Source organism: Actinomadura luteofluorescens (assembly GCF_013409365.1).
Classification (GTDB): Bacteria; Actinomycetota; Actinomycetes; order Streptosporangiales; family Streptosporangiaceae; genus Spirillospora; species Spirillospora luteofluorescens.
This window is the reverse complement of sequence record NZ_JACCBA010000001.1, coordinates 5,375,110-5,397,111: the sequence shown is the minus strand read 5'-3', so window position 1 is coordinate 5,397,111 and position 22,002 is coordinate 5,375,110. Positions and strand designations below refer to the sequence as shown.

The window sequence follows — 22,002 nt, the reverse complement described above, 5'->3', positions numbered from 1 at the left end:
CTGGGGGAACGTTCCCAAACGTTTCCCCAGTCAGGTGGCCAGCGCGATCGTCCGCAGGACGATCTGCGGCGCGGCCGACAGCACGACCGCGCCGGCGGCCGCCGCGGTGATGGCGACGCGGACGCCGAGGCCGGGCGCCGCGTCGTAGTCCTCGCTGGTGGCGGACGGGGTGAAGAGGCGGACCGCCCACGCGAGGTAGTAGTAGAGGCCGATCACCGTGTTGATCGCCATGACGACGGCGAGCCAGGTGACGCCGCCGGCGAGTGTGGCACGGAACACGACGACCTTCGCGAACAGCCCCATGACGCCGGGGGGCAGGCCGGCGAGGCAGATGAGGAAGAAGGCGAGGGCGGTGGCGACGGCGGGGCTGCGGTGGGCGAGGCCGCGGTAGTCGTCGAGGGTGTCCCAGCGTTTCGTGGTGCCGCGGCGGTGGAAGCCGATCACGACGGCGAACGCGCCGATGTTCATGACGGCGTAGAGGGCGACGTAGGCGGTGGTGGCGGCGACGGCCTCCGGGAGGCGGTGCGAGCCGACCGCGAGGGGCGCGAGCATGTAGCCGGACTGGGCCACCGACGACCAGGCGAGTAGGCGGATCGCGGTCCGCTGGCGGAGCGCGGCGAGGTTCCCGAGGGTCATGGTGAGCGCGGCCAGGACGGCGACGACGGGGCCCCACACGTGCCCGTAGGCGGGCAGGCCCAGGGCGAGGACGATCGCGAGCCCGGCGAACCCGGCGGCCTTGGAGACGACGGCGAGGAACGCGGCGACGGGCAGCGGGGAGCCCTGGTAGACGTCCGGGGCCCAGAAGTGGAACGGGACGGCGGCGACCTTGAACGCGAACCCGGCGAGGACGAGCACGGAGCCCAGCGCGGCGACGGGGTCGAGGTCGGCGGGAAGCCGGGCGAGGGCGGGCGCGATCCGGTCCAGGTGCATGGCACCGGTCGCGCCGTACACGAGGCTGATGCCGAACAGCATGACCGCGGTGGACACGACGGAGACGAGGAACAGTTTCAGCGCGGCCTCGGAGGACGTCCCGTCGTAGCGGCGCAGCGCGGACAGCGCGAACACCGGCAGGGAGAGGGTCTCCAGGGCGACGACCAGGAGGATGAGGTCGCGGGCCGCGACCAGGGTGAGGGCGCCGATGACGGCGGCGAGCAGCAGGAAGTGGTACTCCCCCACCGGGATCTTCGAGTCGGTGATCTCCTGGAGGGACAGCAGCACGACGATGACGGCGGCGCCGAGGATGATCCCCTGGAACAGCAGGGTGAAGTCGTCGGCGACGTAGGAGCAGGAGGCGGGGCCGCCGGAGCGCAGGCCGTCCGGCAGGCAGAAGGTGGCGCGGCGGTCCCCGGCGGCGAGCGCGGCCACGGCGGCGAGCGCGGCGGCGAGCGACCCGCCGGACAGCCGGGACAGGACGCGGCGGGGCGCGTCGAAGGCGTCGGCGAGCAGCAGCACGATCGCGGCGACGGCGAGGATCAGGGGCGGCGCGACCGCCGCGTAGTCGATGTCCTGGATCATCAGCCGCCTCCGAACAGCGCGCGGACCGGACCCGTGGTCACGTCCAGCAGGGTCTTCGGCCAGAGGCCGACCAGCAGCGTCAGCGCGATCAGCGGCACCCAGGCGGCGTACTCCTGGAGGGAGACCCGTGCGACCGGTCCGCGGGGGACGGCGACGCCGTCGGACGGCCCGTGGGTGAGCCTGGCGAGCATCCGCAGGAAGTAGGCGGCGGTGAGGACGGTGCCGAGCGCGGCGACGGCCATGAACGTCACGAACGTCTCGCGGGGCAGGTCGGCGTGCGGCCGGTACGCGCCGATCAGCGCGAGCACCTCGCCCCAGAACCCGGCGAGGCCGGGGAGCCCGAGGGACGCCACGGCCGCGAAGGTCAGGATGGAGGCCAGCCGCGGGGACGTGCTGAGCATGCCGCCGCCGAGGGCGTTCATGTCGGCGGTGTCCCAGCGTTCCTTGACCGCGCCGGCGAGGAAGAACAGCAGGCCGGTGATCAGGCCGTGCGCGATGTTGCCGAACAGGGCGGCGTTGACGCCGACGGGCGTGAGGGTCGCGATGCCGAGCAGGACGAACCCCATGTGCCCGACGGACGAGTAGGCGATCATCCGTTTGAGGTCGCGCTGGGCGAGGCAGGCGAGCGCGCCGTAGACGATCCCGATGACGGCGAGGAGGCCGAGCCACGGCGCCCAGACCCGCGCGCCGTCCGGGGCGAGCGGGAGCGCGACGCGGACGAGGCCGTAGGTGCCCATCTTGAGCAGCACCCCGGCCAGCAGGACGGACCCGACGGTGGGGGCCTCGGTGTGCGCGTCCGGCAGCCAGGTGTGCAGCGGCCACATCGGCGCCTTGACCGCGAACCCGATCCCCATCAGGGCGAACGCCGTGACCTGGAGGCCGTGCGAGAGGCCGGACCCGTGCCGGGCGGCGAGGTCGGTCATGTCGAGCGTGCCGGCCTCGGCGCCGACGAGCAGCATCCCGGCGAGCAGGAGCCCGGAGCCGAGGAGCGTGTAGAGGATGAACTTCGTGGCGGCGGCGCGGCGTCCCGTCCCGCCCCACAGCATGATCACCACGTACATGGGGACCAGGACGGTCTCGAAGAACACGAAGAACAGCACGAGGTCGAGCGCGACGAAGGTGCCGAGCATCCCGACCTCCAGGACGAGCAGCAGCGCGGTCAGCAGCCGGATCCGGCCGCCTTCCGGTGGGTGCCGCAGCGTGTAGAGGAAGCACAGGAACGTCAGGAGGGCGGTCAGCACGACGAGCGGCAGCGAGATCCCGTCGACGCCGAGGTGGAACCGCAGGCCGACGGCGGGCGCCCAGGCCCGGTCGACCTCCAGCTGCATGCGGGACGTGTCGCCGAAGTCGAACGCCGTCATGGCCGAGATCGCGACGAGGAGGGTCGCGGCGGACACGGCCGTCCCGAAGGCGCGGACGGCGAAGCCGGTGCGCAGGAACCGGTTCGCCGGGACGAGCATCGCCAGCGCCCCGAGCAGCGGGATCGCCATCATCAGCACGAAGATCACTGGAAGATCACCACCGCGGCCGCGATGAGGGCGACACCGGCGAGCAGGCCGGTGAGGTAGGTCTGCGGGTTCCCGTTCTGGACGAATCTGACCAGGCCGCCGAGCCGGGCCGCGGCCCGTCCGGTGCCGAGGACGGTGGCGTCCACGCGGCGCTGGTCGAACTGGACGACGTGACGCGCCAGAGCCTGGACGGGCCGGACGATGACCACCGCATAGAGTTCGTCCACGAAGAAGGCCCGCGCGAAGACAGTCCGGACGGGCCCGAGCGCGCGCGCGGGATCCAACGCCGGGTCGCGGTTCCAGGCAAGGAACGCCCCACCCGCGCCCACGGCGAGCAGCAGGACGCTGAGCAGCGAGGCCCCGAGTTGGGGCCGCAGCTCCGGAGCCCCGAGGCCGAAGAATCCGAGGATCGCGGCGGGGACGGCCAGCGCCACCACGGTCCACGTCAGGATCCGTGCCGGATCGCGGACTTCGTAGGTTCCGCGCCGCTCACCGAAGAACGTCATCAACCACGCACGCATCGCATAGGCGGCCGTCAAGACGACCGTGACGAGCAATCCGACATAGACCAGCCACGCGATCCCGCCCGATGTGACCTCGCCGCCATGCAGGGCGGCGTGCTGGGCGGCCTCTATGACGGCGTCCTTGCTGAACCATCCGCTGAACGGCGGGACACCGGCGAGGGCGGCGAAACCCACGGTCATCGACCAGAAGGTGAGGGGCATGCCGCGCCGGAGGCCGCCGTAGTGGGCGAGCATGTTCGACCCTGCGGTCACGATGACGCACCCGGCGGCCAGGAACAGCAGCGCCTTGAACGCCGCGTGCGTGAGCAGGTGGAAGACCGCCGCCGATTCCGCGCCCACCGCGAGCCCCGCGGCCATGACGGCGAGCTGGCTGATCGTGGAGTACGCCAGGACGCGTTTCAGGTCGTCCTGGGCGAGGGCCGCGCACGCCGAACCGACCATGGACACCACGGCGACGACGCCGAGCACGGCGAGCGCGGTCGGGGCGGCGAGGAACACCCCGTACAGGCGCGCCACGACGTAGATCCCCGCCGCGACCATCGTCGCCGCGTGGATGAGGGCGCTGATCGGGGTGGGGCCCGCCATCGCGTCCGGGAGCCAGGTGTGCAGCGGGAACTGGGCGCTCTTGCCCGCGACGCCGGCGAGGAGCAGCAGCGCGGCCGCCGTCGCGGTGGACTGCGGGAGGTCGCCGGCCGTCCGGACGATCCGGTCGATCTGGAACGTCCCGGCGCCGACGCCGAGCACGATCACGCCGAGGAGGAAGCCGACGTCGCCGAGCCGCGTGACGAGGAACGCCTTGACCGCCGCCCGCGAGCTGGACCGCTCCTCCCAGTGGTGCCCGATCAGGAAGTACGAGCAGATGCCCATGACCTCCCAGCCCACGTACAGGACGATCAGGTCGCCGGAGTAGACGACCAGCAGCATCGCGGACGTGAACAGCGAGATGAACGCGGCGTAGGAGGAGTACCGCCGGTCCCCGGACATGTACGCGACCGAGAACACCTGGACGGCGAGCGCCACGCAGCACACCATGAGGCCGACGACCGCGGCCAGGCCGTCCACCTGGAGCCCGACGCTGATCGGCACCGACCCGGTGTCGACCAGCGTGAGCGCGCCGGTGCGCGTCCCCGGGTCCCGCCAGACGGCGACCGCGACGATCGCCGACAGGACGAGCGACACCGCGACCGGCGCGCACGCGATCAGCGCCGGGCCGTTGCGCAGCGGCGAGCCGGCGCCGGGCGGCGAGCCCGCGGGGGCGCCGCGCAGCAGCCGCGTCAGGGACGGGCCGGACAGCATCCCGGCGAACGCTGCGAGGAACGGCGGCAGCGCGACGAACGACGCGAGCCAGATCACGGCGACGCCTCCTCGGGCTCGGGTGCCGGTTCGGCGCCGGCTTCCCGGTCCGCGGTTCCGCCTTCGGCCGGACGGGGCGCCGCGTCCGGCGCCTCCTCGGCGAGGGCGCGCAGCCGGTCGACGTCGATCATCTGCCGGTTGCGGAACACCAGCAGCACGATCGCGAGGCCGAGCCCGATCTCCGCCGCGGCGATCACGATGGTGAACAGCGTGAGGACCTGGCCGCCGTGGAGCCGGTCCCGGTACCAGACGTCGAACGTGACGAGGTTGAGGTTCACCGCGTTCAGCATCAGCTCGACCGACATCAGGACGAGGATCGCGTTGCGGCGCGCCAGCACCCCGTACACCCCGACGGAGAACAGCAGGGCGGCGACCACCGTCGGGTAGGCGAGATGCATCAGGCGTCGCCCTTCCCGTCCGGCTTCGCGTCCGGCTTGGCGTTCGGCTTGGCTTCGGGCTTCGCGTTCGGCTTGGCCGCCGCGGCCGGGCGGGCCCGGATGTCCGACCGCGACAGGACGATCGCGCCGACCAGCGAGGCGAGCAGCAGCACCGACAGGACCTCGAAGGGCAGCACCCACGTCCGGAACACGGCGCCGCCGAGCTCTTCCGCCGATCCGCCGCCCGCGCGCAGCGGAGTCCGCGCGTCGCCGAACCCCATGACCATCACCGTGACCAGGACGGCGGCCGTGGCGGCGGCGACGGCCAGCGCGGCCCACCGGTTCCCCGAGTCCAGGTCGGCGGACTCCCCGATCGGCGCCCGCGTCAGCATGACCCCGAACAGCAGCAGCACCACGACGGCGCCGACGTAGATGAGGACCTGCACCCAGGCGACGAACTCCGCGGTGAGGACGAGGTAGCCGCCCGCGAGCGCGCCGAACGACACCACCAGCCACAGCGCCGCGTGGACGAGCTGCCGCGTCGTGACGACGAGGATCGCGGAGCCGACCGCCACCACGCCGAGCAGCGTGAACACGATCTCCTGGCCGCTCATCCGCGCTCCCCCGGCTCGCCGGGCGGACCCGTCCGGGGCGAACCCGTGCCGGGAGACCGGGCGGCCCGCGCGGCGGCCTTCTCCGCAGCGGCCACCTCCTTGGGCGGCTCGGCGGCCGGGTCGTGCGCCTGCGGCGGAGGGACGGTCCACATCCACTCCCGCAGGCGTTCCTTCTCGTGCGTCAGCTCGGCGATGTCGTACTCGGCGTACTCGAACTCCGGCGACCAGAACAGCGCGTCGAACGGGCACACCTCGATGCAGATGCCGCAGTACATGCACAGCGCGAAGTCGATCGCGAACCGGTCGAGGACGTTGCGCGTCCGGGGGCGTCCGCCGCCCTCGGCCGGGAGCGTCTCCTTGTGCGAATCGATGTAGATGCACCAGTCGGGACACTCACGGGCGCACAGCATGCACACCGTGCAGTTCTCCTCGAACAGCGCGATGACGCCCCTGCTGCGCGGCGCCAGATCCGGTTGCACTTCGGGGTACTGGCGCGTTATGGACCGCCGCGTCATCGTCCGCAACGTGACCGCCAGCCCCTTGGCCAGCCCGCCTCCTGGTAGCCGTCCCACGCGCCCCATGATTGCGCACGATCGGCGCGGGGGGAACGCGGCGGGTTCCGCGTTCGTCCAACGAGGTATAGGTCGTGTGCCAGAGAGCAGGGTTGCGGCCGGGGAGGGCATGTGGGTCATCACGCGGAGCGCCCCTACGATCCCGAGCCCGAGCATGCCGCTCGGCCGACGTCCGACCAGCCTCGTCCCCCGTTCCGGTACCCGGCGCCGCCTCCGCGGCGTCCGCCCGCGGCGGCCGGTTGGCGTCCCCCGTACCCGGGTCCGCCCATGCCCCCGCAGCCGCCTCTGCCGTCGCCCGTCCCGGCGATCACTCCGCAGACCGCCCGCGGCGTCCTGTGGGCTTTCGTGCCCTTCGTCACTCTCGGCTTCGGGACGCCGCTCTCGTTCCTGTACGCGGCCGTCCGGCGGCGGTCCCTGGCGCTCGGGGGCACCGCCGCGGGCTACGGCGCCGGCACGGCGGCCGTGCTCATGATGCTCCAGTCCGGCAACCCGTTCTTCCTCGTCTTCGGCTCGTTCATGATGCTCCTGCTGTGGATCGCCGGGACGGGGCACGCGTTCGCCGTCCGGTCGTCCGTCTTCCCCCGCGAGAACCCCGGCCACGCGCTCAACGAGCACGCGATCGAGGTCGCCAAGTACCGGCGGTCGCTGCGCGAGCAGGCCCGCGCGCTCGCCGCCGAGGACCCGGCGCTCGCCCGCGAGCTGCGCATCGGCCGCCCCGACTCGCCGCGCGCCTACGACGACGGCGGGCTGGTGGACGTCAACCACGTGCCCCGCGAGATCCTGGAGGCGCTGCCCGGCATGACCCCGGAGATCGCCGACCGGATCGTCCGCCGCCGCGGGGAGACGGGCGGGTTCGTCTCCGTCGAGGAGATGGCCGTGGACGCCGACGTCCCGCCGGACGTCCTCCCCCAGCTGGCCGACTTCACGATCTTCCTCAGGTGACGTCCGGGCGCCGCCGGCGCTCAGAGGGCGACCCTGAGGACGCCGGTCAGCGCGAGCTGGGCCAGTGACAGCGGGACGAGCCACGCCCAGGCGAGCTTCTGCAGCTGGTCCTCGCGCATGCGCGGGTAGCTGACCCGCAGCCAGATCACGCAGAACGCCAGCACGGCGACCTTCAGCAGCGTCCAGAGCCAGCCCAGCTCGGTGTTCAGGAACGGGCCCTTCCACCCGCCGAGGAACAGCACGGCCGTCAGCGCGCACAGCACGACGATCCCCGCGTACTCGGCGAGGATGAACAGCGCGAACCGCAGCCCGCCGTACTCCGTGTACGGGCCGAAGATGATCTCCGAGTCGGCGACCGGCATGTCGAACGGCGGGCGCCGCAGCTCCGCCAGGCCCGCGACGAAGAAGACCACGCCGCCGACCGCCTGCCACGGCAGCCACCACCAGCGCCACTCCTCCACGACGCCCTGCAGCGACAGCGTCCCCGCCGCCATCGCCACCGACGACGCCGCGAACACCATCGGCAGCTCGTAGGACATCAGCTGGGCCGCGACCCGCATCCCGCCGAGCAGCGAGTACTTGTTCGCGCTCGCCCAGCCCGCCATGATCGCGCCGATCACGCCGACGCCCATCACGGCGAGCGCGAAGAACACCCCCGGGCCGAGGTCGAGCGCGACCTGCCCGCCGGGCCCGACCGGGATCACCAGCAGGACCAGCAGGTACGGGACGATCGCCACGCCCGGCGCCAGCTTGAACACCCACCGGTCGGCGTCGCGCGGGACCACGTCCTCCTTCTGCGCGAACTTGACGCCGTCGGCGACGAGCTGCGCCCAGCCGTGGAACCCGCCCGCGTACATGGGGCCGAGGCGGCCCTGCATGTGCGCCATCACCTTGTGCTCGGCCTGCCCCACCAGCAGCGGAAGCACCGCGAACGCGCCCGCGACCAGCACCAGCTTGACCACGACCTCAAGCATGGGGCCCCCAGCCCTCCGGGACCCCCGGGGGACGGACGCGGCGGCGGCTCGGCGCGCCGTGCCCCGACTCGCCCGGTTCCTTGGCGCCCGGCCACGGCTTGGCGACGCGGGCGGCGAGCACGAAGTCCTTGCGCAGCGGGTGGCCCTCGAACCCGTCCGGCAGGAGCAGCGGGACGAGGTTCGGGTGGCCCTCGAACAGGATGCCGAACATCTCCGACGTCTCCCGCTCGTGCCACCCGGCGCCCCGGTAGACGCTCGTCGCCGTCGCCAGCACGGGCGCCCGCTTCGTCACGCGCGTACGGACCAGCAGATGGTGGCGGCGCTCCAGCGAGTACACGTGCACGACGACCGCGAAGCCCTCCTCCAGCTCGTCCACGCCGGTCAGCCAGTCGAAGAAGCCGCAGGCCAGCTCGTCGCGGGCGAAGGTGAGCGCCTCCACCCAGAGTTCGGGCGACACCCCGACGGCCAGCCCGCCGAAGGTCTCCTCGGTGGTGACCTCGTCGCCGAAGCGTCCCGTCCAGGCGTCCGCGAGTTCCGCTCCCGGGGAGTGGGGACTCATCGGTCACGTCCGATCTGGTCGTCGTGGTCGTCGTCCACCAGCCCCGGGATGATCGAGGGATCGTGCGACGGGTCCGCGTCGTCGTCCTCCACTATCGGGACGGGCGCGGTGACGTAGTGGTCTTCGACCATGTGCACGGGCTGCGTGGTGTCCGTCGGTCCCGGCTCGGACTCGGGCTCGGGCTCGGGCTCGGCGAGGTGCCGGACGGGCTGGGTGATGTCGGTCGGATCGACGGGCTGCTCGGGGGCGGGCGCCGGCGTCCCCGCGGCCTCGGCCTCATGGAGATGCCGGACAGGCTGGGTCGTGTCGGTCGGCTTGACGGGTGGCGCCTCGCGCTCCGGTGCGCCCTCGGCCGCGGCCCCCGTTTCGCCGAGGTGCTGGACGGGCAGCGTCTCGTTCTCCGCCGCCGCGTCTCCCGGGGCCTCGCCCTTCGGGGCCCCGGCCTCCCCGCCGCCGTCCTCCAGGCTGTTCCAGTGCTCGAAGGTCTCGTGCCGGTCGGGCGCGGGCGGCGGCTGGAGCGGGCGGCGCAGGACGGTGGCCGGGAACGGACGCGGCGCCGGGGGCGGGGTGACGGGCTCCGCTCCGCCGTTCCCGCCGTAGCGGTCGCCGAGCGACTCGGCCGCGATCTTCTCCTGGAGGTGGACGATGCCCTGCAGCAGCGCCTCCGGGCGGGGCGGGCAGCCGGGCACGTAGACGTCCACCGGGATGATCTGGTCGACGCCCTTGGTCACGCAGTAGGAGTCCCAGTAGGGGCCGCCGCAGTTGGAGCAGGCGCCGAAGGAGATGACGTACTTGGGTTCGGGCATCTGCTCGTAGAGGCGGCGCACCGCGGGGGCCATCTTGTCGCTGACGGTGCCGGAGACGACCATCAGGTCGGCCTGGCGCGGGCCGGGCGCGAACGGGATGACGCCGAGCCGGATGAAGTCGTGCCGGCTCATGGACGTCGCGATGAACTCGATGGCGCAGCAGGCCAGGCCGAAGTTGAAGACCCAGAGCGAGTAGCGGCGGCCCCAGTTGAGCACGAACCTGATCGGCTTGGGCGCGAGCCGCGACAGCGGCCCGACGCTCGGCGGGGGAAGATCGATGGTGCCCACGACGCCATTGTTACAGCGCCCGGGGGGTCAGACCCAGGACAGGACGCCCTTCTTGCCCGCGTATGCGAGCCCCGCGGCCAGGAACGCCAGGAAGACGAACATCTCGCCGAGCGTCGTCGCCCCGTAGCCGGGGGCGGAGAAGACGGTCGCCCAGGGGAAGAGGAACACCGCGTCCACGGCGAACACCACGTAGAGGTAGGCGAAGACGTAATAGCGCACGTAGGAGTGGGCCCAGCCCTCGCCGACCGGGTCGACGCCGCACTCGTACGTCGTCAGTTTCTCGACCGTGGGACGATGGGGGCGCAGCAGCCGGTTCGCCGCGAGCGCTCCCCCGACGATCCCGGCGCCCACGAGGAGCAACACGACCAGAACGACATATGTGTCGAAATAGTTATGCACCAGATCCTCCTCGCGTGCGTCACATCCAGTATCTCGCGAAGCAGCGGCGAGGAGTGTGACGTCCTACCTCCACCCTGGAGGATCACAATGTCATGCTCTTGCTGCACACTAGGTTCGCATGGGTCGGTTTTGACCTGGAAGGACGTGACCGGATGAGCAACCCCCCGCCTCCCCCGGGCTGGGAATCCCCGGGTGGGGCCTCCTGGCCGCCTCCGCCGCCGCCAGCGGGCCCGGGCGGGCCCGGTCCCGGCGGACCCGGCGGCCCGGGCGGGCCGCCCCCGCCCGGCGGCTTCGGAGGCCCCGGAACACCACCCCCCTTCTTCCCCCCGCCCCCCGGCGGCCCGATGGGCCCGCCGATGCCGCCGCCGAGGCGCGGCGGTGGCGGCGGCCTGGTGATCGGCCTCGTCGGCGGCGGCGTCCTGCTCCTTGTGATCATCGCGGTCGTCGTGTTCGTGGTGGCCAAGGGCGGCGGCAAGTCCCCCGAGGAGAAGCTGACCGCGGCCGCGACCAACATGGACGCGGCCAAGGCGGTCACGCTGAAGGGCACCTTCGGCGGCAGCGAGACGCTGCGCGGCGAGCTGAACGTCACCAAGGGCGGCCGCGCGATGGGGCCCGTCACCTGGAACACCGACCAGGTCACCGTGCTGTCGGCCGACGGCAAGCTCTTCGTGAAGGGCGACAAGTCCTACTGGACGCGGCAGATCTCCTCCACCGAGACCCCCTACTACCTCACCTCGGGTGAGCAGTGGGGCCGGCTGAGCGCCGACGAGCTCGACCTCGACTTCAAGGAGCAGCTGTCGCCGACGGCGCTGGCGAGCAAGATCCGCTCGGCCCGGCTGTCGCGGGTCAAGCCGATCGAGACGACGTGGATGGGCAAGAAGGCGCTCAAGTTCAGCACCTTCTCCTCCACGCTCTACATCACCGACGACGACGACGCCGAGCTGATCCGCTACGAGGCGACCACGCCGCGGGTCACGCTGGACGTCACCCCGAAGGACTCCGGCGACGCCTCCTCCCTCATCTCGGACATGCGCACCAGCATGGGCGAGCTGAAGGACTCCTTCAACGCCACGTCGAAGCCGACGGTCGACGAGTGGAAGAAGGGCAACTGCAACGGCAACTCCGGCTGCACGGTCGAGGCCAAGATCCGGCCGCCGTACGACGTGGAGAAGCCCGTCACGATCGACGTCCGGTTCCGGCTCACCGCCGGCACGCTGACCGGCCGTGACCTCGGCAACTGCACCGCGCACGTCACGCTCACCAGCAGCCTCTCCCAGTGGACGAGCTGCCGGGTCGTCAGCAGCGCGTGGACGAGCTGGGCCAAGGCCACCGGCGGCACCTTCTACAAGCACGCGGAGTACAAGGTGATCGGCGCCACCTCCGAAGAGGTGTCCGGCCTGCAGAGCGGCCTCGACAGCGAATGACGCCGCAGGTGAGGCGCCTCGCGCGCTGATCCGCGACCGCAAGGGTGCCCGGCGGCGCCCCTCCTTTCCGGGGAGGGGCGCCGCCGGGCACCCTTATGCTCTTGGTGGACGGCCCCTCCAGGGCCCGGCGGCCGCCCTTCCCCCCGGAACGTTTTCGAGCCCGTCGGCACCCACCGGGGGACGCCTCCATGATCCCTTGCTTTGTGTCTGACGGTCGGGCCGGTACCTGGCCCCGGAAGTGAGCAGAGTGAGCCCCGAGTGAGCGCTGAACAGGACGAGCCGTCACCGACGGCCTCTTCCCGCCCCCCGTCCCCGGACGGCCGCCCGCAGCAGGGCGCCCCCGTCCCGCAGGGTCCCCACCCCGGGGACGTCCGCGTCGCCGGCGGCCAAGCCCCGCCCGGGGCGGACTCCCCCGCCGGTCCTGACGCGGCTCACGCGGCCGACCCGGGCGCGACCCCCACCGATCCGCGTGGCACGCCCTCCTTCGTCCCCCCGGGGCCCGACTCCGCCGCTCCGCCCGGCGCGGGTTTCCAGGGCGAGCCGGGAGCGGCGTTCTCGCCGAGTGGTCCGGTCCCGCCGGGCGCCCCGGGACGGCAGCGCGGGCCTCGGAGCCGGCGCGTGGTGGCCGTCGCCGGGGCGGCGGCCGTCGTGCTCGTGGTCGGCGCGGTGGCGGCCGTGGCGCTCACCGGTGGCGAGGAGCCCCCGAAGAAGGAGCCGAAGGCGGCCGCGGCGGCCCCGCCCCCGGCGTGGACGGTCGCGGCGGGCCAGGCCCTCACCTCCGGGACGGGCCTGCGCTACGACGGCACCCTGACGATCAACGGCCGGCCCGTCCAGGCCCGGTTGCGCGTGACGCCGGCGGGCGCGGCGAGCGGCACCCTCGCCGCGGGCATGCTGACGGCGGAGGTCGTCGCGATCAGCGGCGTCACCTACGTCAGGGCCGGGACGGCGTTCTGGCAGACCTACGCGAGCGGCGTCGCGCATCCGGAGTACTACGCGGGACGCTGGGCCAAGGCGCCGGCGTCGATGCCCGGTTTCGACGTCCCGGACGTCCTCGGCCCCAAGGCGATCGCCAAGGCGCTGAGAAAGGCCCCGGCGAATCCGCCCACGGAGAACGTGAACGGCGTCCGCGCCTTCAAGGTCAAGGCGTCCGGCGCGGAGTACGTGCTCACGGCGGAGGCCCCGTACCGGCTGCTGGCGGTGCGGCCGGACGGGCGGGCGGCGCAGCGCTTCACCGTCGCGCCCGTGGCGACCCCGGCGCCGCTGTTCGCCGAGTTGCGTCCGCGGGTGGCCCGGCTCGGCGGGGCGGCCGATCCCGGCCTGCGCTTCACTCCGGGGAAGCTGGCGTTCAGCAACTGCGAGCAGAACACCAGCGGATGCACGGTGAACATGCCCGCCACGCTCACCGAACCCGCGACGGTGCCGGACGGCGCGCGCGCGGCGCTGCGGGCGGCGATCTCGTCCAAGGGCGAGCCGCTCGGGACGTGCACGGGGTCGGGACCGGTCCCGGCCAACCGGTCGCTCGTCCTGCGCTGCACCGTGACCAGCAAGCTGTGGCGGCACTGGATGCGCGCCGCGCTCGACAACCCCGGCTCCTACCCCTACGAGGCGAAGGCGCGCGTCGTCGGCGAGGCCGTCGACGTCGCCGACGTGCCGAAACTCCTCGCCCGCGTCGACCGCGAGCGCAAGGCGGTGATGAAGGCGGCTCAGGGCACGCCGGGCCCGACCGTGTCGGGCGAGCCGTCCGTCAAGCGCTCGGAGCGGCCGGAAATCGCCACATCCCAGACACCAGGGACACCGTGAACCCCACGTTCAGGGGCGGTGCGATCGAACGGGATTCCGGCTGTCTACACTTCGGGTCGTGAACTCCACGCCTCTGGGGAGCGGATGCTCCTCGACGAGTCCCGCGCGGTTGCTGGTCCGGCGTCTGCATGTCGACCTGTGCCGCCAGCGCAGCTGCCTGTGTTCGGGATGAACCCGGGGACCCGTCCAGGTCGTATCGCCCGATAGGACCTGCGGAGCGTTCGCCGCCCGTCGCACGCCTCCATGACGCGCGGCCACCGGCACCGGACGAGGACAGCGCGCTCTCCTTGCGCGGTCATCCCTGTGTGCGGCCCGTCACCGCCAACCCATCCCGTCCCGGACATACCATGAAGGTAAGCCTTAGTAGCATCACGATCCTGGGTGCCTCCCCCAGGACGGATGCTGCGCGTCGAGGAGGTCTTCCTCTGTGACCAAACAGGTCCAGCAGCTCGACCGCGTCATCATCCGCTTCGCCGGAGACTCCGGCGACGGCATGCAGCTGACCGGCGACCGCTTCACCCAGGAGACCGCGGCGTTCGGCAACGACCTCTCCACGTTGCCGAACTTCCCGGCCGAAATCCGCGCCCCCGCCGGGACCCTCCCCGGCGTGTCCAGTTTCCAGTTGCACTTCGCCGACCACGACATCCTGACGCCGGGCGACGCGCCGAACGTCCTGGTCGCGATGAACCCCGCCGCCCTCAAGGCGAACCTCGGGGATCTTCCGCACGGCGCCGACCTCATCGTCAACACCGACGAGTTCAGCAAGCGCAACCTCGCCAAGGTCGGCTACGCGGCCAGCCCCGTCGAGGACGGCTCGCTGTCGGAGTTCCGGGTCCACGCCCTGCCGCTGACCTCCATGACGGTGAAGGCACTCGAAGACTTCGACATCTCCAAGAAGGACGCCGAGCGCGCGAAGAACATGTTCGCGCTCGGCCTCCTGTCGTGGCTGTACCACCGTCCCACCGAGGGGACACTGGCCTTCCTGGAGCGCAAGTTCGCCAGCAAGCCCGAGATCATGAAGGCCAACATCGCGGCCTTCCAGGCGGGCTGGTCCTACGGCGAGACCACCGAGGCGTTCTCGGTGCAGTACGAGATCAAGCCGGCCGAGCACGAGCCGGGGCTCTACCGCAACATCACCGGGAACCTCGCGCTGGCGTACGGGCTGGTCGCGGCGGGCGTGCAGAGCGGGCTGCCGATCTTCCTCGGCTCCTACCCGATCACGCCGGCGTCCGACATCCTGCACGAGATCTCCAAGCACAAGCGGTTCGGCGTCCGCACCTTCCAGGCCGAGGACGAGATCGCCGCGGTCGGCGCGGCGCTCGGCGCCTCGTTCGGCGGGTCGCTCGGCGTCACCACCACGTCGGGGCCCGGCATCGCGCTGAAGAGCGAGACGATCGGGCTCGGCGTCTCGACCGAACTCCCGCTGCTGGTCATCGACGTGCAGCGGGCCGGCCCGTCCACCGGGCTGCCGACCAAGACCGAGCAGGCCGACCTGCTGCAGGCCATGTTCGGCCGCAACGGCGAGGCGCCCGTCCCGGTGATCGCGCCGCAGTCCCCGTCGGACTGCTTCGACGCGACGATCGAGGCGGCGCGGATCGCGGTGAAGTACCGCACGCCGGTGATCCTGCTGTCGGACGGCTACCTCGCCAACGGCTCCGAGCCGTGGCGGCTGCCGGACGTGGCGACGCTGCCGAAGATCGAGCCGAACTTCGCCGAGCCGTCGCAGGAGGGGTTCCAGCCGTTCGAGCGCGACCCGGCCACCCTCGCCCGCCCGTGGGCGGTCCCCGGCACGGCCGGGCTGGAGCACCGGATCGGCGGCCTGGAGAAGGCCGACGTCACCGGCAACATCTCCTACGACCCCGCCAACCACGACCGCATGGTCCGGCTGCGCCAGGCCAAGGTCGACGGGATCGCGAACGACATCGAGCCGCTCGCCGTGGACGACCCGTCCGGCGCGGCCCGCGTCCTGGTGATGGGCTGGGGAGGGACGTACGGGGCCATCTCCGCGGCCGTCCGGCGGGTCCGGGCGTCCGGGCGCCCCATCGCGCAGGCCCACCTGCGGCACCTCAACCCGTTCCCGGCGAACCTGCCCGAGGTGCTGCGCTCCTACGACAAGGTGATCGTCCCTGAGATCAACCTCGGCCAGCTCGCGCTGCTGCTGCGCGGCCGGCTGCTCATCGACGTGATCGGCTACAACCAGGTCCGCGGCCTGCCGTTCAAGGCCGAGGAGCTCCAGGGCGTCATCCAGGATGTGATCGACAGTGAGTGACAACGGAGCCAACGGCGCCGCGCACGGCAACGGCAACGGCGCCGGCAACGGCGTCGCCGACGGCCGCGGCCTGCTCTCCCTCGTCCCCAAGGCGGACGGGAAGCAGACGATGAAGGACTTCAAGACCGACCAGGAGGTGCGCTGGTGCCCCGGGTGCGGTGACTACGCGATCCTCGCGGCCGTCCAGTCGTTCCTTCCCGAGCTCGGGCTGCGCCGCGAGAACATCACGTTCGTCTCCGGCATCGGCTGCTCGTCGCGGTTCCCGTACTACATGAACACCTACGGGTTCCACTCGATCCACGGCCGCGCTCCCGCGATCGCGACGGGCCTCGCCACGTCCCGCCCCGACCTGTCGGTGTGGGTGGTGACCGGGGACGGCGACTCGCTGTCCATCGGCGGCAACCACCTGATCCACGCGCTGCGCCGCAACGTCAACCTCAAGATCCTGCTGTTCAACAACCGGATCTACGGGCTGACGAAGGGCCAGTACTCGCCGACCTCGGAGCTCGGCAAGATCACCAAGTCGACGCCGATGGGCTCGCTCGACGCCCCCTTCAACCCGCTGTCGCTCGCGATCGGCGCGGAGGGCACGTTCGTCGCCCGCACCATCGACTCCGACCGCAAGCACCTGCAGTCGGTGCTGCGGGCCGCCGCGCAGCACCGCGGCACCGCGCTCGTCGAGATCTACCAGAACTGCAACATCTTCAACGACGGCGCGTTCGACCCGCTGAAGGACGCGGCGGTGCGCGACGACGTCACCGTCCGGCTGGAGCACGGCGAGCCCATCGTGTTCGGGGCCGACCGTGCCAAGGCGCTGCGCCGCGCCCCGTCCGGGTCGTTCGAGGTCGTGAACGTCGCCGACGTGGACCCGGCCGAGATCGCCGTGCACGACGCCCACAACCCGGACCCGTCGCAGGCGTTCGCGCTGTCGCGGCTGGACCAGCCGGCGTTCGAGCACACCCCGATCGGCATCTTCCGCGACGTCGACCGCCCGTCCTACGACGAGCTGATGCGGGCCCAGCTCGACGACGCCGTCCAGGCGCAGGGCGAGGGCGACCTCGCGGCCCTGCTCGGCAGCGGCGACACCTGGCGCATCGACTGACGGCGGTTTTCCCGGCGTCTCCGCAGGCCCGGCCCCGCGTCACCGGGGGCCGGGCCTGCGCGCGCTTGGAGGCCCCGCGAACGGGGCACGGTTCTCACGTGCCGGGAGTCCGGCGATCCGCGGTGGTCTTCCGGGCGGGACGTCGTGCGCGGCGGCGTCCCCGCCTGACAGACTGAGGAGATCATGGACCGGGAGGTGGCGATGCGGGTCGTACCGCGCCGTAACAAAGGCCGTCAGCGGGACGAGGAGCCCGCACCCGCCCCGGCGCCTCCCGCCCCGTCCGCCGAACCGGCGACCCCCGGACCGGCCCTGAAGTCGCCGCCCCCGCCCACCCCGCTCATCCCCGAAGACTCCACCGCGACGACAGCGCCACAACCGGCGGCGCCGCCCCGGCCCCCCGTCCCCGTCCCGCCCGGCGAGACCGCGCCCGGACGGACCCGTCCCATGAAGGCCGGGCCCGAGCCGGGACGCGACCCCGCGGAGGCGCTGGGCCAGGAGAGCCTGCGCGACGGCGGCCGGCGCCCCGAGGCCACGACGGCGGTCCTGCCCGCGGCCACGCGGCCGCCCGGCACGGAGGCCGAGCGGCGCCGGGCGCGAGCGGCCCAGCGGCAGCGGGAGGCCGCGGAGATGAAGCGGAGCCGGGCGGCGCGGCGGCAGGGCCGCGCGTACCGGGAGGCCGCGCCCGCGAGGGCCGCCGACCAGCACCGGTCGGCGCTGCTGGTCATGGTGCTCACGCTGGGCCTGCTGATCGCGGCCGTCGCGGTGACCGGCGGGATGATCGCGTCCTCGATGCGGACGCGGCCCGTCGCGCTGGCCGCGCCGCTGCACATCTACCCCGTCGCGCAGGTGCTGCCGGGCCAGTGCCCCGCCGGGACGCAGGGCATCACCGGGCAGGCCGCCACCGGGGCGACCTGCTACCGGCTCACCCAGGGGATCGCGATCCACAAGGTCGCCGACCTGCGCGTCCAGAAGTCGCGGGTGAAGCCGGGCGGCTACGACGTGGCGGTGACGCTGCGCCCCGCCGACCGCCGCGCGTTCGCCCAACTGACCCGCGCGACGGTCGGCCGCGACCTCGCCTTCGTCGTCCGCGACCGCCTGGTCACCCTGCCCCGCGTCGACATGGCCATCACCGACGGAAAAGTCATCGTCACCGGCTCCCCCGACCGCCCCTCAGCGAACGCCCTGGTCCGCCAGCTCCGGTATTAATTGCTTTCTCTCCTCCTTCGGGCCTGGCGGCCCTCCATCGTCGAAAAAGCGGGCGATCGCTGGCATCGCTCCGGCTCGCCTTGCGGCTCGCTGCGCGATCAGATTCTTGCTTCGCTCGAATCTGCCTTCGGACGCGATCGCAACCGTCGTGTGGCCGCGGTAGTGGCCCAGGGAGCGGGTCGTCAGGTCGCTGGGAGGTCTTCTCCCTGGACTGCCTGGATCTCCAGTTCGACCTTCAGGCTTTCGCCGACCAGGGAGATGCCCGCTTCCAGGATCTGGTTGAAGCGGATGCCGAAGTCGGTACGGGGGAGCTCGGCGGTCGCGCGGAACGCGGCGCGGAGGCCGCCCCAGGGGTCGGAGCCCATGCCGAGATAGATCATGTCGAGGTCGACCGGCTGGGTGATGCCGTTGAGGGTGAGACGGCCGTGCACCGTCCAGCGGTCGGGGCCGGCGCCGGTCAGCCCGTCGCCCTCGTAGGTGAGGACGGGGTGGACGTCGGCGTTCAGGAAGTCGGCCGAGCGCAGGTGGTCGTCGCGCGTCTTGTTGCCGGTCTCGATGGACGCCGCCTCGATGCGCGCCGTGACGCGGGACTCCTCGACCGGCTCGGCGATCTCGATGCGTCCCTCGAAGGCGGCGAACCGGCCGCGGACGCTCGACAGGCCGAGGTGCTGCGCGACGGCGCCGATGTTGGAGTGCGCCGGGTCGATCGTCCAGACGCCGGGCGGCGGGAGCTCGGTGCCGCCCGCCCGGCCGAGGATCATCTTCCCGATGTCGGCGGTGCCCGCGCTGGACACGATCATCGTCGAGGCGGCCGGCTGGAACCCCATGGCCGTCACGATCACCGTGTAGGTGCCGGGGGGCAGCGGACCGGCGGCGAGCACGCCGTCCTCCCCGGTCTGCTCCCGCGCGACCTGGTCGCCCGCCAGGTTCGTGACCGTGACGATGGCGTGCCGCACCGCCCAGCCGTCCTTCGTCCGCACCGTCCCGCGCAGACCTCGGTTCGCATCCATCAACGACCCGCACTCCAGGTTCCGTGTCTCGTGGCCGCCGTCGTGCGGGCGGCCCGGCTCGCTCGCGTCCGTCACTCGTCCGGGTAGCCGAGCTTGAGGTCGTGGTCGTCCAGCCCGCCGCCGGAAAGCGACAGACCCGTTGCGACCGGAGGATATCCGGACGCGATCACCGTGTACTGGCCGCCGGTGAGGTCGGTGAAGGCGTACTCGCCGTCCGGGCCGGTGATGACCATCGCGACGACGTTGCCGGCGGCGTCGACGAGCGTGACGCGCGCGTCCCCGACCGCCTCGCCCGACTCGTTGCGGACCGTTCCGCGGATCCGGGCGCCGGGCGGCATCTCGACGTCCAGCCGCGTCTGGCCGTTCCCGGTCACCTCCACCGGCATCGCGACCGGGCGGTGCGCGGCGGCGCTGACGGCGAGCGTGTAGCCGCCGGCCACGATGTCCTTGAACGTGTAGCGGCCGTCGGCGTCGGTGCGGCCCGTGCCGACGACGTCGCCGCGCACGTCGGTGACGACGACCATCGCGTTCACGATGGGGGTGCCGTCGGCGCTGCGGACCGTGCCGACGAGGCCGCCGCTGCCGGCCAGCAGCAGGTCGAACTCGACCGGCCGGTCCCCGACGACGAGCGTCGCGGCCTGCGGCTCGTGCCCGCCGGTCGCGGCGATCAGCACGTAGCTGCCGGGGCCGGGCGTCGGCAGCGCGTACCGCCCGTCCTCGCCGGTGATGGCGCGGGCGAGCTGGTGGCCGTCCACGCCGATGAGGGTGAGGGCGGCGGACGGGACGGGCTCCCCGTCGCGCGTCCGGACGACGCCGCGCACCTGGACGCCGCCGCCGTGGGCGTTCTGCTCGATCTGCTGGGCGAGGAGCTTCGCCTGGGCCGCCAGCTCAGCGGCGGCCGGGGTCTCCGCCGTGTGGGCGGGCGGGGCCGGCGGCGCGGCGACGGTGGCGTAGCGGCCGTCGTCCAGATGGCCGTTGCCGCGCGCGTGCCTGCCCGCGCCGACCGCACCGACCGCGCCCGTCCGCACCCCCGCGGACGGCGGGCGCACGACGCCGCTCTCCGCGGGGACGTCGGTCGCGGGCGCGGGTGGCGGCGCGCCCTTGCCGCGGTGCGCCGAGCCGCGCAGCGGGAGCTCCTTCAGCGCCAGCATCGCGAGGAAGCCCACCAGGGCGACGGGGATGCCGACGAGGAAGACGGTCTGCAGCGAGTCGGTGAAGGCGTCCTGGATGATGCCCCTGACCTGCGGGTCGAGCTTGCTGATCTCCTCCGGGGAGCCGAGGTTGGTCGCGCCGCCGCCGGCCGGCACGGGGATGCCCGCCGAGCGGAAGCCGCTGATGATCTCGTCCGCGACCCGGTTGGTGAGGATCGCGCCGAACGCGGCCACGCCCATCGCGCCGCCGAGGTTGCGGAAGAAGGAGACGCCGGACGTGGTGGAGGCGAGGTCGGCGGGAGCGGCGGCGTTCTGCGCGGCGAGGATGAGGATCTGCAGGCTGAGGCCCATCCCGACGCCGAGGACGGCGAGGTCCGCACCAACGATGATCTTGGGCGAGTCGGTGTGCAGCAGCGACAGCAGGTACAGCCCGCCGGCGACGCACAGCAGCCCGACCACCGGGAAGATCTTGTAGCGGCCCGTCCGGGTGACGAACTGGCCCGAGCCGGTGGAGGTGACGAGCATCCCGACGACCAGCGGCAGCGTCATCAGGCCGGACGCCGTCGGGCTCATCCCCTTGACGATCTGCAGGTACTGCGGCATGTAGATCATCACGCCGAACATCGCCATGCCGACGCAGACGGAGACGAACGAGGTCAGCAGGAACGTGGGGTTGCGGAACAGCCGGGGCGGCAGGATCGGGTCGCGCGCGATGCGCTCGGCGACGATCGCCAGGACGAGCAGCACCGCGGCGGCGCCGAGCAGGATGTAGGTCCACTGGGAGTTCCACTCGAACTCCGCCCCGCCCATGGACAGCACCAGCATCAGCACGGCGGCGCTGCCGGTGATGGTGAACGCGCCGAAGACGTCGATGCGGGTGTCGCGGCGCACCTTCGGCAGCTTGAGCACCTTCTGGATGACGAGGAACGCGACGACCGCGAGCGGCACGCACACGTAGAAGCACCAGCGCCAGCCGAGGCTGTCGGCGTCCACGATGAACCCGCCGAGCAGCGGGCCGGCGACGGTCGAGACGCCGAACACCGCGCCCATGAACCCGGCGTAGCGGCCGCGCTGCCGGGGCTCCACGACGTCGCCGAGGATGACCTGGGCCAGCGCCGACAGGCCGCCGACGCCGAGGCCCTGGAACGCGCGGGCCGCGATGAGCTGGCCGATGTTCTGCGACAGCCCCGCGCCCACCGAGGCCGCCACGAAGATGATCAGGGCGGTCTGGAACATGAGCTTGCGGCCGGCGATGTCCGACAGCTTGCCCCACAGCGGCGTGGACGCCGTCATGGTCAGCAGCGACGCGCTCGCGACCCAGGAGAGCTTGTCCTGGCCGCCGAGGTCACCGACGATCGTCGGCAGCGCGGTGGCGACCACCGACGTCGAGATCATCGACGTCAGCATCGCCATCATCAGACCGGCGAGGATCTCCAGGATCTGTCGGTGCGTGTAGTGCGGTCTCGCTTGCTCTGGCGCCGCCGGGCCGTGCGACGCCACGCTCGCCTGAGCCACATTGCCCCCACAACTCAGATGAATTACCTGTGTTTTGCATATACCTTATGTAGACGCTTGTTTACTTGCAACTCGGTACATAATAGACACGGAC

General features: G+C 72.3%; 18 protein-coding genes. 6 read left to right on the top strand and 12 right to left on the bottom strand.

What is annotated here, in order from left to right:
* Positions 1 to 30: 30 nt before the first annotated feature.
* The 6 genes from BJY14_RS25070 to BJY14_RS25045 are packed head-to-tail and all read right to left on the bottom strand — an operon-like array spanning position 31 to position 6,463.
* Positions 31 to 1,515 (bottom strand): NADH-quinone oxidoreductase subunit N, encoded by a 1,485-nt coding sequence (locus BJY14_RS25070; RefSeq protein ID WP_179845863.1) that lies wholly within the window; start codon positions 1,513 to 1,515, stop codon positions 31 to 33.
* Positions 1,515 to 3,023, bottom strand: a complete 1,509-nt coding sequence (locus BJY14_RS25065; RefSeq protein ID WP_312879395.1) for a complex I subunit 4 family protein — start codon at positions 3,021 to 3,023, stop codon at positions 1,515 to 1,517. Before BJY14_RS25065 ends, BJY14_RS25070 begins: the two co-directional genes overlap by 1 nt.
* Positions 3,020 to 4,900 (bottom strand): NADH-quinone oxidoreductase subunit 5 family protein, encoded by a 1,881-nt coding sequence (locus tag BJY14_RS25060; protein ID WP_179845862.1) that lies wholly within the window; start codon positions 4,898 to 4,900, stop codon positions 3,020 to 3,022. The genes BJY14_RS25065 and BJY14_RS25060 overlap by 4 nt, the downstream gene beginning before the upstream one ends.
* Entirely contained in the window at positions 4,897 to 5,298 is a 402-nt protein-coding gene (nuoK, locus tag BJY14_RS25055) for an NADH-quinone oxidoreductase subunit NuoK (protein WP_179845861.1), read from the bottom strand. The genes BJY14_RS25060 and nuoK overlap by 4 nt, the downstream gene beginning before the upstream one ends.
* The gene (locus BJY14_RS25050) at positions 5,298 to 5,891 is read right to left on the bottom strand and encodes an NADH-quinone oxidoreductase subunit J family protein (RefSeq protein ID WP_179845860.1); all 594 of its coding nucleotides are present in this window, start codon (positions 5,889 to 5,891) and stop codon (positions 5,298 to 5,300) included. Before BJY14_RS25050 ends, nuoK begins: the two co-directional genes overlap by 1 nt.
* The gene (locus BJY14_RS25045; protein WP_179845859.1) at positions 5,888 to 6,463 is read right to left on the bottom strand and encodes a NuoI/complex I 23 kDa subunit family protein; all 576 of its coding nucleotides are present in this window, start codon (positions 6,461 to 6,463) and stop codon (positions 5,888 to 5,890) included. The genes BJY14_RS25050 and BJY14_RS25045 overlap by 4 nt, the downstream gene beginning before the upstream one ends.
* Before the next feature lie 267 nt (positions 6,464 to 6,730).
* On the opposite strand from BJY14_RS25045, the gene BJY14_RS25040 reads away from it, so the two are divergent.
* Complete coding sequence (locus BJY14_RS25040; RefSeq protein WP_179845858.1) at positions 6,731 to 7,405, top strand: ComEA family DNA-binding protein; 675 nt, start codon at positions 6,731 to 6,733, stop codon at positions 7,403 to 7,405.
* 20 nt (positions 7,406 to 7,425) lie between these two features.
* Here BJY14_RS25040 and BJY14_RS25035 read toward each other — a convergent pair whose 3' ends face one another.
* Genes BJY14_RS25035 through BJY14_RS25020 form a run of 4 tightly spaced genes read right to left on the bottom strand, consistent with a single transcriptional unit; the run spans position 7,426 to position 10,431 of the window.
* On the bottom strand, positions 7,426 to 8,379 hold the full coding sequence (locus BJY14_RS25035) for a complex I subunit 1/NuoH family protein (RefSeq protein ID WP_179845857.1): 954 nt from the start codon (positions 8,377 to 8,379) through the stop codon (positions 7,426 to 7,428).
* Positions 8,372 to 8,938, bottom strand: a complete 567-nt coding sequence (locus BJY14_RS25030) for an NADH-quinone oxidoreductase subunit C (protein WP_179845856.1) — start codon at positions 8,936 to 8,938, stop codon at positions 8,372 to 8,374. The genes BJY14_RS25035 and BJY14_RS25030 overlap by 8 nt, the downstream gene beginning before the upstream one ends.
* Complete coding sequence (locus BJY14_RS47970) at positions 8,935 to 10,032, bottom strand: NADH-quinone oxidoreductase subunit B (RefSeq protein ID WP_179845855.1); 1,098 nt, start codon at positions 10,030 to 10,032, stop codon at positions 8,935 to 8,937. Before BJY14_RS47970 ends, BJY14_RS25030 begins: the two co-directional genes overlap by 4 nt.
* A 27-nt stretch (positions 10,033 to 10,059) precedes the next feature.
* Positions 10,060 to 10,431, bottom strand: a complete 372-nt coding sequence (locus BJY14_RS25020) for an NADH-quinone oxidoreductase subunit A (RefSeq protein WP_179845854.1) — start codon at positions 10,429 to 10,431, stop codon at positions 10,060 to 10,062.
* A 356-nt stretch (positions 10,432 to 10,787) separates the two neighbouring features.
* Here BJY14_RS25020 and BJY14_RS25015 point away from each other — a divergent pair, with 356 nt between their 5' ends.
* The 5 genes from BJY14_RS25015 (at position 10,788) to BJY14_RS24995 (ending at position 18,232) form a co-directional block, all read left to right on the top strand.
* Entirely contained in the window at positions 10,788 to 11,855 is a 1,068-nt protein-coding gene (locus BJY14_RS25015) for a hypothetical protein (protein WP_246396082.1), read from the top strand.
* A gap of 258 nt (positions 11,856 to 12,113) precedes the next feature.
* The gene (locus tag BJY14_RS25010) at positions 12,114 to 13,655 is read left to right on the top strand and encodes a hypothetical protein (protein ID WP_179845852.1); all 1,542 of its coding nucleotides are present in this window, start codon (positions 12,114 to 12,116) and stop codon (positions 13,653 to 13,655) included.
* A gap of 427 nt (positions 13,656 to 14,082) precedes the next feature.
* Positions 14,083 to 15,924, top strand: coding sequence for a 2-oxoacid:acceptor oxidoreductase subunit alpha (locus tag BJY14_RS25005; RefSeq protein ID WP_179845851.1), 1,842 nt, complete (start codon positions 14,083 to 14,085; stop codon positions 15,922 to 15,924).
* The gene (locus BJY14_RS25000) at positions 15,917 to 17,026 is read left to right on the top strand and encodes a 2-oxoacid:ferredoxin oxidoreductase subunit beta (RefSeq protein ID WP_376770016.1); all 1,110 of its coding nucleotides are present in this window, start codon (positions 15,917 to 15,919) and stop codon (positions 17,024 to 17,026) included. Before BJY14_RS25005 ends, BJY14_RS25000 begins: the two co-directional genes overlap by 8 nt.
* Before the next feature lie 183 nt (positions 17,027 to 17,209).
* Entirely contained in the window at positions 17,210 to 18,232 is a 1,023-nt protein-coding gene (locus BJY14_RS24995) for a SecDF P1 head subdomain-containing protein (protein ID WP_179845850.1), read from the top strand.
* A gap of 182 nt (positions 18,233 to 18,414) precedes the next feature.
* Here BJY14_RS24995 and BJY14_RS24990 read toward each other — a convergent pair whose 3' ends face one another.
* Complete coding sequence (locus BJY14_RS24990; RefSeq protein WP_179845849.1) at positions 18,415 to 19,242, bottom strand: YceI family protein; 828 nt, start codon at positions 19,240 to 19,242, stop codon at positions 18,415 to 18,417.
* A gap of 71 nt (positions 19,243 to 19,313) precedes the next feature.
* Positions 19,314 to 21,908, bottom strand: coding sequence for an MFS transporter (locus BJY14_RS47355; RefSeq protein ID WP_179845848.1), 2,595 nt, complete (start codon positions 21,906 to 21,908; stop codon positions 19,314 to 19,316).
* Positions 21,909 to 22,002 lie beyond the last annotated feature (94 nt).